Raw genomic sequence first — 12,958 nt, 5'->3', positions numbered from 1 at the left:
TTACCTGTCGAATGCCGATGAACCCGGCAGCCCCGGGCGCAATCAGCCTCGGGCTGCCGTGAATCGCTCAGCGCGTTGATGGGTTATTTCCTGGCCGGTGTGACGAGCTCCGTCTCGTCACTGTCGAGGACGAACACGGCCAGCAGGCGGGCAGGCTCCGTGTCGCTGGCGTTGGCGCTGGTGCCGTGGAAGGAGCCAGGCTCTTCGACAAAGTGTTCGCCGGCCTTGTAGACCTTTTCCGGGGCGCCGTTGACGCTGCTGAGGATCGCGCCTTCGAGGACCGTTGCATAAATGAACGCCGACTTCGGATGGGTATGGGACGGTGACCCGGCGCCGGGGCCGTACTCGACCAGGACGCCCCTCATGCTCTTGCCGGGAACGTTGGGGATGGGGCGATCGAATACCACTGTGACCTTGCCCGGAGGCCGGTCGCCGGCTGCCGCCGAGGTGATCGAGAGCGCTGCAAAGGCAGCGGCCAGGAAGGTTTTCGTGAGCATGGCAATTCTCCTGCGCGTGCATGAGTCGGAAGGCGCGACCAGTAGGCGGGCAACGCCTGGGGGAGCAGACTCTGGGGGCTTGCGAGCCTCAGGCCGCCGACTTGGCGAGCCAGTCCTCGAAATGGATCGAACCGAGGCGCGGGTTCTTGCCCGGGGTCAGCGATTGATCGTCGAGCCGGGCGCCGAAATAGCGGGCATGCACGTCCGGCACGACCTTGCGCGTGTCCTGGGTTGCGCGCAGGAAGCGCCGGATCAGTTCGTCGATGGGCAGGGCCTCAGGGCCGGCGACTTCCAGCGTGCCATTGAGCGGTGCTTCGAGGCTGACGTCGGCGAGGATGGCCGCCACGTCATCGGATGCCATCGGCTGGATCAGTGCGGGCGAAACATGCAGCTCCGAGCCGACTTCGAAGGACTGGGCAATGCCGCTGACGAATTCGAAGAACTGCGTGGCGCGCAGGATGGTGTAAGGGATGCCGGAGGCCTTGATGAGGTTTTCCTGGGCAACCTTGGCCCGGAAGTAACCGCTGTCGGGAAGCCGTTCGCTGCCGACGATGGAAAGTGCGACGTGATGGCGGACGCCGGCGGCGGCTTCGGCTGCCAGCAGGTTGCGGCTGGAGGTTTCGAAGAAGTCGAGAACAGCCTGGTCCTCCCACACCGGGGCATTGGCCACGTCGACGACGACCTGTGCGCCGTCCATGGCCTGGGCCAGCCCCTCGCGGGTGATGCTGTTCACGCCCGTACTGGGGGAGGCCGCGAGCACGTCATGACCACGCTCGCGGAGGTGTTTCGCAAGTTTCGAACCGATGAGGCCGGTGCCTCCGATGACGACGATCTTCATGGTTTCTCTCCGCTGCTATCGACGGCAACCATTGCTGTCGGTGTAGGGGGAGAGTGCTCCTGTGCCCGGGGCAAGTCCTTGCGCTGGCCTTTAATTGTCCTTCGGGGAGGCTTGGTATTTCGTCCAGGGAAGCGCTAGTCACTCGCTGCCGTGTTATCAATATCGCTACCAATCGCCAGCCGCTTCGGACATGGAACCGAAGTCACTCATCCAGGGGACCCTGAGCGTGCAATTCATCTTTGGAGACTACGTGCTCGATCAGGGGCGCCGGGAACTGACCTTGCGCGGGCAAGTCGTGGCCGTCGGGCCGCAAGTCTTCGATCTGTTATTGCATCTGGTCAGCAACAGCGATCGAGTCGTCAGCAAGGATGACCTGCTCCAGACAGTGTGGAGCGGCCGGATCGTCTCGGAATCGACCATCACCAGCCATATCAACGCGGTTCGCAAGGCGATCGGCGATAGCGGAGAGGAGCAGCGCCTCGTTCGCACGGTCGCCCGCAAGGGTTACCGCTTCATTGGCGAAGTCAGGGCCGGCGGGCCGGGGGAGGCGCGCCAGCCCGATGGACCAGGCATCGACGAACCCGCCTCCGTCGATCCGAAGGAAACGCCACCAGTCGTGCTTGTCCTCCCGGAAAAGCCGTCCATTACCGTGCTGCCGTTCCACAACCTGAGCGGGGACCCGGAACAGGACTATTTCGCCGATGGCGTGGTGGAGGACATCATCGCCGCGCTGTCGCGCATCCGCTGGCTGTTCGTCATCGCGCACAATTCCAGCTTCACCTACAAGGGGAGGGCGGTGGACATCAAGGATGTCGGCCACGAACTCGGTGTGCGCTACGTGCTGGAAGGCAGCGTGCGCAAGTCCGGGAACAAGGTGCGAATCACCGGACAGCTGATTGACGCGACGAACGGAATGCACATCTGGGCAGAACGCTTCGAAGGTGCGCTCGACAACCTCTTCGACCTGCAGGATCAGATCGCCGAAAGCGTCGTTGGCGCCATCGCGCCGCAGCTCGAGCGGGCGGAGATCGAGCGGGCCAAGCGCAAACCCACGGAAAGCCTGGACGCCTACGACTATTACCTGCGGGGAATGGCAAAACTGCACAACGGCACCCAGGAAGCCATCGAGGAAGCCTTGTCGCTGTTCTACAAGGCCATCGAACTCGATCCGGAGTTCGCCTCGGCCTATGGCATGGCCGCCTGGTGCCACTTCTGGCGCAAATTGAATGGCTGGATGAGCGACAGGGCAGGAGAAATCGCCGAAGGTGTCCGTCTTGCACGCCTGGCGGTGGAACTTGGCCGCGATGATGCGGTGGCGCTGACCCGTGGCGGACACGCGCTGGCCCATCTCGCCGGCGATCTCGATGGCGGTATCGCGCTCATCGACAGGGCGCGTCTGCTCAATCCCAACCTGGCTCCCGCCTGGTTCCTGGGCGGTATCCTGCGGGCGCTTCGCGGGGAATCAGACGCCGCCATCGATAACCTGACCCATGCCACGCGCTTGAGTCCGCTGGACCCGGAGATGTTCAGGATGCAGGTGGGGATGACGCTGGCGCATTTCTTCGCCAGGCGCTTTGATACCGCTACGGAGTGGGCGGAGAAGGCATTGGGCAACCTGCCCAGCCTGCTGGCCCCGGCTGCGCTGCTGGCGGCCAGCCATGCCTATAGCGGGCGAATGGACAAGGCCAAGCTGACGATGCAGCGGCTGCAGGCGCTGGATCCCTCGTTGCGTATCTCGCGGCTGAGGGACTGGTTGCCGATTCAACGGGCGGAGGACCTTGCGCTGCTGGCCGAAGGCCTGCGGCTGGCCGGGTTACCCGAGTGACACTGTCCCGAGACGTCAGCCGCACAAGCCCCCAGGCAGGGCAGGGGGCTGTCCCGAGCAGCGTGGCATGCTCCGCAAGGCCGCCGGGCCAGGCCTGACAGGGGCCGGTGGCGGCGGGTACAATCCGCGCCTTACCTCCTCCCTCTGCTTCCTTTGCCGGATTCACCGGCCAGGATTACCGCCATGATTCGCATCACCGAACTGTCTCTGCCCCTCGATCACGCCGCAGATGAACTGCGCAAGGCCATCGTCAAACGCCTGGATATCAAAGACGCCGACCTGCTGAACTTCACCGTGTTCAAGCGCAGCTACGATGCCCGCAAGAAAAACAGCGTCATCCTGTTCATCTACATCATCGATCTGGAGGTGCGGGACGAGGCGGCGGTTCTTGCGCGCTTTGCCGATGACCACAATGTCCGTCCAGCCCCGGACACCCGCTACTATCCGGTCGGGCAGGCACCGGCCGACCTGAACGAGCGGCCGCTGGTGGTAGGCTTCGGTCCCTGCGGGTTATTCGCGGCGCTGCTGCTCGCACAGATGGGCTTCAAACCCATAGTGCTGGAGCGCGGCAAGGATGTGCGCCGGCGCACCAAGGACACCTGGGCGCTGTGGCGCAAGAAGATCCTGACACCGGAATCCAACGTGCAGTTCGGCGAGGGCGGTGCCGGCCTGTTCTCCGACGGCAAGCTCTACAGCCAGATCAAGGACCCGAAGTTCTACGCCCGCAAGGTCATGCACGAATTCGTCCGGGCTGGCGCGCCGGAAGAGATCATGTACGTGAGCAAGCCGCACATCGGCACCTTCCGCCTTACCGGCGTGGTCTCGGCCATGCGCAAGGAGATCATCGCCCTCGGCGGTGAAGTGCGATTTGAATCCAAAGTCACCGATCTGCTGATCGACGACGGCCAGCTCGAAGGTGTGGTGCTGGCCAGCGGCGAAACCATCCGTAGCCGCCATGTCGTCCTGGCGCTGGGACACAGTTCACGCGATACCTTCCGCATGTTGCACCGCCGGGGTGTGTTCATCGAGGCCAAGCCCTTTGCCGTGGGTTTCCGCATCGAACACCCGCAAGGCATGATCGACCAGGCTCGCCTGGGCAAATACGCCGGCCATCCGGAACTCGGCGCCGCCGACTACAAGCTGGTGTACCACGCCAGGAATGGCCGCGCCGTCTACAGCTTCTGCATGTGCCCCGGCGGCACTGTGGTGGCGGCTACCTCCGAGCCGGAGCGCGTCGTTACCAACGGCATGAGCCAGTACTCGCGCAACGAACGCAATGCCAACGCCGGCATTGTCGTGGGTATCAGCCCGGAGCAGGATTTCCCGGGCGGCCCGCTGGCCGGCGTGGAGTTGCAGGAACGCCTGGAGTCCCGTGCCTATGAACTGGGTGGCAGCGACTACTGTGCGCCTGCGCAGCTGGTGGGCGACTTCATTCGCGGAGTGCCGTCGAATGAATTTGGCCAGGTGATTCCTTCCTACAAACCCGGCGTACGCCTGGGCGATCTTGCGCCTTCGCTGCCGGAGTATGCGATCGAGGCCATCCGCGAGGCGCTGCCGGCATTCGGCAAGCAGATTCGTGGTTTCGATCGCGATGACGCGGTGCTCACCGGTATCGAAACCCGCACATCCTCGCCGGTCCGCATCACGCGCGACCACGAGACATTGCAAAGCCTCAACCTGCGCGGCCTGTATCCGGCCGGCGAGGGCGCCGGTTATGCAGGAGGCATTCTGTCGGCGGGCGTGGACGGCATCAAAGTTGCCGAAGCGGTGGTCAAATCGATCCTCTCCGAGCAGAGCCACTGAGCGACGCATCGATGAAACTCGACGACATCAAGAAGCTCCAGCAGAAGAAATACCGGGCGCAGTTCGGCTATTTCCTGGTGGAGGGCGAACATCTTCTGCTGGAGCTGCAAAAGGCGGCCTTGCAGAATCCGTTGCTGCGACATAGCCAGCTGTACGTAAGCGGAGCCTACGAGCACTGGCAAAGCCCCTTCGAAACCCATGTGATCAGCGACCGCCAGATGGCGCATATCGCCGACACCAAGACACCGCAGGGCATCATCGCGCTGGTGCCCATGTCGGCGATCACCGCATTGTCTGCTGCCCCCACCAGGAATGAGCGCGCGATCTACCTTCACGAAATCCAGGACCCGGGCAATCTCGGCACCATCCTGCGCACCCTGGCGTGGTTCGGTAATTTTCGCTGCCTGCTCAGTCCCGGCAGCGTCGATCCGTATAACCCCAAGGTGGTGCGGTCCAGCATGGGCGCGATCTTTCACGCACCCATGGAACTGGATGTGGAGCTGAATTCCCTGGGCTCGCGCTTCAAGCGCATTGCCTGCCTGGATATGAATGGCGACCGCCTGCAATCGGCCAGCTTCAAGACCTTCGATTGCTATCTGTTCGGCAACGAAGCCCGCGGCGTACCCCGCGAGCAGCTGGTCGCGCTCAAGGCCCAGCCGTTCACGATTCACGGTTGTGGCGCCATCGAATCGCTGAACCTGGCGTCGACTGTCAATATGTGCGCGTACGAACTGAACAGGTAGTAGCGCTTGCACGACGCGGCCCTCTCCCTTGCAGGAGAGGGCCGCGTCCATTCTCAGGCTGAGGTGTTCGCCGTATACCAGGGCCGCTGCATGCGCAGTGCCAGCCGGTCGATCTGCGGCACCAGCAGGTTGGCAGCCAGCACGGCGAAGCAGAGGCCATCGGCATACAGCCCGAACTCGCGAATGAATTCAGTCAGGGCGCCGATGGCCAGGCCGAAGAGGATGCGACCACCGCGGGTATCCGGACTGGTGACCGGATCGGTGGCGATGAAGAAGGCGGCGAACAGGTAGCCACCGAGAGTCAGGCCATAAACGGCTTCCAGCAGGCTATGGCCGGCCGCCATGCACAGCAATACCGTGCTGGCGATCATCGCCAGCGGAATCTCGATGCGGATCACTCGCAGCGCAGCCAGAATCAGACCACCGGCGATATAGCCGTACACCGACAGATTGGGGGTGATCAGGGTGAACTGGTCCTTGGCCAACTGCGTGGCCCCGGCGTACGCGTCGAGGTCAAGGCGTGGCGCCAGCTGCAACTGTTGCAGGAGAACCGCCTTGGCATCCAGGGTGAGGGTCCAGGGCGCATAGTTCGACGGCGCCGGGTACAGCTGCTGGTAGAAGCAGATGGCGATGATCCCCAGGCCAACCATCGCGGGGTTGAGACGATTGCGACCCAGTCCTCCGCTGCCGTGCTTGCACAGTGCCAGAGCGGCAAAACTGGCCAGGGCCATCATCCACAGCGGCACCATCAGGGGTAATGCGCGTGCCAGTATCAGGCCCAGCACCAGCCAGCTCAGGTCACTCAAACCCTTGCGGACATCAAGTCCGCGCAGGCGCAGCAGGCCGGCTTCGAAGCCCAGGGCGAGCAGCACGCACCAGAAGGTCTGCAACCAGACCACGACGCCGAATTGCCAGGCGTACAGGACGGTGGCCGGCATGAGGCACAGGCTGACCAGCAGCATTACCGTGCGCAGTGGCCGGTGTGCGTTGGGGCGGAGTATCAGGCTCATGCGCGCAGCTCCGTCTTGGCCTGGCGGAAGCGATCGCGCAGCGGAAGATTGCTCGGGCAGGTGCTGCTGCAGCTACCGCATTCGATGCAGGCATCCAGTCGCAGTTCCTGCAGGCTGGCCTTGTCCTGGCGTTCGGCGGCAGCGTAGAGGTCCAGCGGCCTGAGGGACATCGGGCAGACATCCACGCAACTCGTGCAGCGAATGCAGCTGCCTGCGGGCTCGCGTGCCGGCAGGAAGCGCTCGGCGCCGAAGATCAGGCAGCTACTGGTCTTGCTGATCACGGCAGTCGGGTCCGGCAGCGGCTGGCCCATCATCGGGCCGCCAACCTGGGTCAGCTGGCCTTCCGGGGCCGCGCCAGCGATCTCGCGCAGTGCGCTGACCGGGTAACCCACCGGCACCAGGACATTCCCGGGGCGTTCGCAGTCCCCGGTCAGCGTCAGCACGCGCCTGATCAGCGGTTCGCCGTGGAAGACGGCCCGGCCCAGTGCGTAGAGCGTCGCGACATTCAGCGCCAGGACGCCGATATCGGCGGGCAGGGTGCCCGGCGCGAGGTTGCGTCCACTCAGGCTCTTGATCATCAACGGCTGCCCCCCGGCCGGATAACGCGCCGGCAGCGCGCAGATCTCGACCTGGGTGCGCGCCTGGCGAGACGCGGCACGCAGGGTGGCCATCGCCTCGGGCTTGTTGGTTTCGATACCGAAGCGGGTCAGCGTGATGCCCATCAGATCGGCGAGATAGTCGGCGACCTCGATCAGCGCATCGGCGCGCTCGCGCATGAGACGGTCATCGCAGGTAAGGAAGGGTTCGCATTCGGCACCGTTGATCAGCAGCAGATCGGGTTGCCGGGCGCCGGCCAGCTTGAGGGCCGTGGGGAAGCCCGCTCCACCAAGGCCGACGATGCCCATCTGCCTTGCGCGCTCGACCAGTTCCTCGGGGGTTTGCGGCAGTTCCTGCACCGGGCGTTCGATCCATTCATCCAGCCCATCCGCGTTCAGAATGACGGCCATGACCGGCTGGGCGGAGTCGGCCGCGTAGACCTGGTCGATCCGCTCCACGATGCCGGACGTACTGGCATGCACCCAGGGGGTGTTGTCGTCACCGACACCGATCACCTCGCCTTTGCGCACGCGCTGGCCCGGCTGCACGCACGGCTCGACGGAGCGGCGACCACGTTCGAGCGGAATGGCCAGCTGTGTGGTTCCGACTTCGATCAGGGCAACCGGCGTGGCGTTGGACAACTCCTTGTAGCCCCTGAGCTCGAGCCCTCCATGCCAACTGCGCTGCGGGGAGGAGGCGAAGGCCAGCATCTGGTGCCAAAGAGGCTTCTGTTGCGGCTTTCGGCGGGTACGGGCGAGGTTCTGCGTACGCTCGTTGTTCTGCAGTGAATGGCTAGACATGTTCTGTCCTCCAACTTTTCTTTGGGCAAAAAACTCTCCTGCGCGCTAATGCACGTGAAGGTTTTCTGCTTCCAGGAATTTGAGCGAATAGCGAGGGCTAAGCTTGATAACTCACGGGACTAAGATGGCCGAATGCCGGTTTTGTTCAGTTTTTGACCATTTTGCTGATGAACGGTAGGCCAATTGCCACCTCATACAGGGCATCGGAACGACGTCAGACCACGACTGGTGCGGACTGCAGCAGGGTTTCGAGTCGTTGTTTCCCGGGGCGGACAAGAAAAGGCAGCGGGGCAGGGCAGAGCAGCTTCGGCTCTCCTTTGGCGGCTATGCACCCGATCAACCGAGTTGCGTAACCGATGTGGACCGCAGTAGTTCCATCAGTGCCAGGACGACAAGGGTGGCGACGACGAACCTGGAAATGGCAATGAAGGTGGCCGGCAACAGGGGCAGGTCAAGGAAGCGGCGCAACAGGACAATCTGCGAGAAGAGGTACCAGATGCAGGCGAGGATGGTGACAAGCATCGCCAGCGCTACCTGGACGCCCGCCAGCAGGTTGGCCGCGATCAGCCCGATGGAAAGAGGCGCGGCCAGGTAGCACTGGATGTAGAAGGGCTCGCGCAGGGTAGTACGACTCACCCGGACGCGCCGCACCCGCAGCATGGCCATGGCCGGCACCAGTGCGTACAGGCCGTAGCCGAAGCCAGGCACCAGCAGCGTCAGCAACTCGCCGGGCGCCCACGGCGAAGGTCGGCCCGGTATCGCGAAGCCGGGGAGATGGGCAAGGACGATGGACAGGACCAGCATCAACGGTGGACTGAGCATGCCGATGAAGCGCCGGTCAGGCGGCAATTCGAGTTGTCGTCGGGTATGGAGCGCAACGTCGATGGGGTTGCGAAGCACTCGCCAGAGCGTTCGCGGAAAGGAAACGGGCCAGGTCAACACCTTCCGCAGGAAGGCTTCGAGCCATTGCAGGTTGCGCAATACGACCACCATCCGACAGGCATCTGGAATGGTTGGAAGTTGCCACGCGCCCGTTCCACGGGCATCACGGGCAGCCCACGCCTGATCTGCACGATGCGATCGCAGCAGATCCGGTTCATTTGAGCTTAGCTGAGCCACCCCCGATATCCCTTTCCGGCTGCCTGTCGCCACATGACAGCTGGCCGGTTCCTCATATGATCCCCATGGTCAGCGCCTTCAAAGTCGCTGCTGCGCGGGTGGTGCACTGCAATTTACGGAACACGCTCTCGACGTGGGTGCGTACGGTGCTTGGGCTGATGCCAAGCTGGCGTGCGACCTCTTTGTTGCTCTGGCCGATGCTTATGCATTGCAGTATTTGTGTCTCACGCTCGCTCAATGGGCTGTTGCCGGCCTTGCCAGGTGCCACCGCGCTTTCGCCGCGAGCCGCAGCGACGACCGTTTTGCAGGCCTGTGGGTCGAAGCGTCCGCGCTGGGCTTCGCTCAGCAAGAGCTGCTCGGCTTCACGCTCAGTGAAGGCGGCTCGCCACGGCCTCTCGGAACGCAGCGCCTGCCAGGCCAGGGCTGCTGCCAGCAGGCGATGCTCGGGTTGCAGCGCAGCGCTGTCGAGCTCCCGGAAGTAGCCGCTGCCATCCAGCCGTTCGTAGGCACTGGCCGCCAGTCGACCGGTTACTGCCAGTTCGGGTATTCGGCTGCACGCACGCGACGTCCAGTAGGGCACCAGGCGTATCTGTTCGAAGTCCCCATCCAGGAGTGTGCCTGCCGTGTTCCAGATCCGGTTGGGAACCGCTGCTCGACCGATGCCATGAATCAATGCGGCGTTCCCGAGCTGCCCGGCTGATAGTTCCGAGAGCCCCCAGAGCTTGGCAGCCTGGCGCACGAGCTCGGCCGAGCGGCGCGAGTATCCCGCCAGCCAGGGCAGTTTCAGGTCGATTACGTCCCCTATCAGGGTGAGCGGTACTTTCGCCCCATCCTTACCGGGCTCTGGGGCCGAGGCTTCCGGTGCATGCAGTGCTTCGAGCCAGGCTCTGGCCTGTCGTGACAATTCGGCGGCCAGGGATGCCGGATAGCGTCGATCGCCCTGGCTCGCGATCCATGCAAGCGCAGCATCCAGACCGTGAACCCGGGAGAGGATCTCCAGGTCACCGGCGAGCACTACCTGATACACCACCTCGGGAACCTCGGGATGCCGCAAGCCAAAGGGTCTGCCGCCACCGTCGTATTGCTCGAACACATTGCGCAGCCCCTGCTCGACCGCTGCGCCCAGGCCAAGTGTGCGGGCGATGTCACCGGAAACCTCGCAATGCACTACAGCCAATGGCGTGGACTTGCGCATGGCGCGCAGGCCCGCCGTCCCAAGCGTCTGGCTGAGCATGGCATTGCGCCCCTCGACGTCATTGCCGAGCAGTCGGGCGAAGCCCTCGGCATTGGCTGTGCAGCCTGACCAACGCAGCAATGCCACTTGCCGCACGACTTCAATGTGGTCGCCCTCGCCACTGCAGGAGCGTGCGAGTAACTGCGCCAGGCGGGCAGTACGGTGGGACTGCGCGAGGGGCTGCCCCATGCTCAGGTCCCCCACCATGGACAACGCCAGGATCGCCGCCTCCAACCCGATGCCGTCGCTCTCCGCCATTTAGCTCTCCACTTGTCCGCCTGCTTGCTCCCGGCCTCGGATAAACGACCGATACCTGCGCAGTCGAGTATTGCTGAAACTGCACCCCACCCAACAAAGGAGATTTCAGCATGTTCAAACCCAAGGCTCTTGCCCTCGCATTTGCCATGACAGCGTCCCTCTTTGCCGTTGGCAGCCAGGCTGCTGCTCCACAACCGTCGGTTGTGATTGTCCACGGCGCCTTTGCCGATGGCTCCGACTGGGCCAAGGTAGTTCCGCTGCTGCAGGCCGAAGGGATCAAAGTCACGGTGGTGCAAAATCCGCTAACTTCGCTGGCCGACGACGTGGCGGCAACTCAACGCGTGTTGAACAACCAGGAGAGTGATGTGGTGCTGGTGGGGCACTCCTGGGGGGGTACCGTGATCAGCCAGGCCGGTACCGACAAGAAGGTCCGTGGCCTGGTGTATGTCGCCGCCTTCGCACCTGATGCGGGTCAGGCCAGTAAGGAACTGGGCAAGGATTACCCGGCCCCATCGGGCGTGAGTGAAATCGCACCCGACAAGAACGGCTTCCTGTATATGACCGCCAAAGGTATGGCCAGCGGTTTTGCCCAGGACCTTCCCCCGGAGCAAACCGCTGTCATGGCGGCCACTCAAGGACCGATTCGCGCAGCGGCATTCGATGACAGAACCACCGCGGCAGCCTGGAAGAGCAAGCCGTCCTGGTTCATCGTCGCCCGCGAAGATCGCATGATCCAGCCCGATCTGCAGCGCGCCCTTGCGAAGAAGATCGGTGCCCAGGTGACCGAGGTCGAAGCCAGCCACGTGCCGCAGCAGTCTGTCCCCGCGGAGGTGGCAAAGGTCATCATCCAGGCGGTGCAGGATACTCAGCACTAACGCCAGACCTGGTTTGACGCGGCGTCACTGCCAAGTGGCCCGCGCCTTCTTGACATGGCCGATGTAGTAGAGGAGGGCGGCAAGCCATTCCCGATCCCGGCTGGCTGTTTCGGACATCCCAGGCGCGTTATGGGGTAAAGTGCCCGGTCGCCGAAAGAACCGTCATGGCCACGCCATGAAGGGCTTTCATCCTTTACATATGAGTGTGGTGAAGATGAACAAGCCTTTCATTTCGCTGTGCCCTGAGATCACTCGGGCACACGCGCTGACGCTGGTGGATTGGTTGGAGGATGAGCGCGTCATCCGCTATCTGAGCGATTCGCGTCATGTTTCCCGTACCATCGAGCAAGCCATCGATCGGAGCCCGCTGCCGATCCTGACCCATCTATTCAACCAGGGCGGCCGATTCTTCATGGCCTATGACCGACATGACGCCCCGGTGGGCTTTGTCCGTCTGATCAAGACCGGCTCGAATTGCGAGATAGTTCTGGTCATCGGAGACCGTAACAAATGGGGCCGAAACCTTGGCGCCTGCACGATCCGCGAAGGCATGAAACTGGCTTTCCTCGACATGCGTGCCAAGAAGCTCATTGCCAAGATCCATCCGGACAACACGCGCTCGCTGAACGCCTTTCTGCGCAGCGGCTTTCTGCTTGAGAGCGAAACACCGACATTGAAGTCATTCTCCATGACGCTGGGACGCTATCTGCAGCGTTTGCGCGAAGGTGCTATGGACGACTCCGCGGAGATCTACATCACTGAAATCGACAAAGCCCGACTTGAATGCCTGATCGCACTCGAGCAAGGCCCGGCGATTGTCGAGCTCGAACATGAGCTTGAACGAGCCATTGTCGTCAAACCGCAGCAGGTGGCGCGCAATGTCGTCACGATGAATTCCAGGGCCTTGTTGCAGCTGGATGACGAAGAGATGGAAGTGGCCCTGGTTTATCCTGAAGACGCGGACAGCAGCGCCGGCAAGCATTCCGTGTGTTCCGACATTGGCGCCGCCATCCTGGGTTATCAGGAGGGCGACGCCATCGATTGGCGAATTTCCGACCGGACACGCCGGATCGAGATCAGGAAAGTGCTTTACCAGCCGGAGGCAGCAGGCGATTTCCACCTGTAATCACGCTGGCTCGATGCTCTCAGAAGGGGCATCCCGTCGAACTTGCACGAGAGCGGGGCAGATCGTCAAAGATGCCCGAGCATCTATGTAATTTAACATAATATAGATTATGCGAAGCCCCTTATAAATCAAAGACTTGCGTTACCTGCAGGTTGATTGCCAGCAGGAACGGCGGTCAGGGTTCGCGGGGTGCGGCTAGTATCCTCGACTACGGTAACGCGAACCGGTTGACG

11 protein-coding genes are annotated in these 12,958 nt (G+C 62.9%); 5 read left to right on the top strand and 6 right to left on the bottom strand.

The window, feature by feature from the left end; translation table 11 throughout:
• Positions 1–83: 83 nt before the first annotated feature.
• Both ACFW0B_RS22770 and ACFW0B_RS22765 read right to left on the bottom strand, forming a co-directional pair.
• Positions 84–497 (bottom strand): cupin domain-containing protein, encoded by a 414-nt coding sequence (locus tag ACFW0B_RS22770; RefSeq protein WP_449151250.1) that lies wholly within the window; start codon positions 495–497, stop codon positions 84–86.
• Between the two features lie 88 nt (positions 498–585).
• A complete protein-coding gene (locus tag ACFW0B_RS22765) occupies positions 586–1,335 on the bottom strand; it encodes an SDR family oxidoreductase (protein WP_449151249.1) in 750 nt (249 codons plus the stop codon).
• A gap of 226 nt (positions 1,336–1,561) precedes the next feature.
• Between ACFW0B_RS22765 and ACFW0B_RS22760 the strand changes: the two genes are divergently transcribed.
• The 3 genes from ACFW0B_RS22760 (at position 1,562) to ACFW0B_RS22750 (ending at position 5,706) form a co-directional block, all read left to right on the top strand.
• Positions 1,562–3,160 (top strand): winged helix-turn-helix domain-containing tetratricopeptide repeat protein, encoded by a 1,599-nt coding sequence (locus tag ACFW0B_RS22760; RefSeq protein ID WP_449151248.1) that lies wholly within the window; start codon positions 1,562–1,564, stop codon positions 3,158–3,160.
• A gap of 183 nt (positions 3,161–3,343) precedes the next feature.
• Positions 3,344–4,963, top strand: a complete 1,620-nt coding sequence (locus ACFW0B_RS22755; protein ID WP_449151247.1) for an NAD(P)/FAD-dependent oxidoreductase — start codon at positions 3,344–3,346, stop codon at positions 4,961–4,963.
• 11 nt (positions 4,964–4,974) lie between these two features.
• On the top strand, positions 4,975–5,706 hold the full coding sequence (locus tag ACFW0B_RS22750; protein WP_449151246.1) for a TrmH family RNA methyltransferase: 732 nt from the start codon (positions 4,975–4,977) through the stop codon (positions 5,704–5,706).
• A 53-nt stretch (positions 5,707–5,759) separates the two neighbouring features.
• Here the strand turns inward: ACFW0B_RS22750 and ACFW0B_RS22745 are convergent, their stop codons facing one another.
• From ACFW0B_RS22745 to ACFW0B_RS22730, 4 genes are all read right to left on the bottom strand, one after another.
• Entirely contained in the window at positions 5,760–6,716 is a 957-nt protein-coding gene (locus ACFW0B_RS22745; protein ID WP_449151245.1) for an RnfABCDGE type electron transport complex subunit D, read from the bottom strand.
• Positions 6,713–8,113 carry an electron transport complex subunit RsxC gene (gene rsxC, locus ACFW0B_RS22740; protein ID WP_449151244.1) on the bottom strand — a complete coding sequence of 467 codons (1,401 nt, stop codon included), beginning with the start codon at positions 8,111–8,113 and terminating at the stop codon, positions 6,713–6,715. Before rsxC ends, ACFW0B_RS22745 begins: the two co-directional genes overlap by 4 nt.
• Positions 8,114–8,449: 336 nt before the next feature.
• On the bottom strand, positions 8,450–9,094 hold the full coding sequence (locus ACFW0B_RS22735; RefSeq protein ID WP_449151243.1) for a YIP1 family protein: 645 nt from the start codon (positions 9,092–9,094) through the stop codon (positions 8,450–8,452).
• A gap of 190 nt (positions 9,095–9,284) precedes the next feature.
• The gene (locus tag ACFW0B_RS22730; RefSeq protein WP_449151242.1) at positions 9,285–10,724 is read right to left on the bottom strand and encodes an HD domain-containing phosphohydrolase; all 1,440 of its coding nucleotides are present in this window, start codon (positions 10,722–10,724) and stop codon (positions 9,285–9,287) included.
• Between the two features lie 110 nt (positions 10,725–10,834).
• On the opposite strand from ACFW0B_RS22730, the gene ACFW0B_RS22725 reads away from it, so the two are divergent.
• Positions 10,835–11,599: an alpha/beta hydrolase gene (locus ACFW0B_RS22725; protein ID WP_449151241.1), complete on the top strand. Its 765-nt coding sequence runs from the start codon at positions 10,835–10,837 to the stop codon at positions 11,597–11,599.
• Positions 11,600–11,774: 175 nt separating this feature from the next.
• Complete coding sequence (locus ACFW0B_RS22720; protein WP_449151240.1) at positions 11,775–12,725, top strand: bifunctional GNAT family N-acetyltransferase/nucleoside diphosphate kinase regulator; 951 nt, start codon at positions 11,775–11,777, stop codon at positions 12,723–12,725.
• Positions 12,726–12,958: the final 233 nt, after the last annotated feature.

Origin of the sequence: Metapseudomonas phytobenefica, from assembly GCF_043392685.1 — a bacterium.
Taxonomy (GTDB): Bacteria; Pseudomonadota; Gammaproteobacteria; order Pseudomonadales; family Pseudomonadaceae; genus Metapseudomonas.
This window is presented reverse-complemented; position numbering and strand designations above follow the sequence as displayed.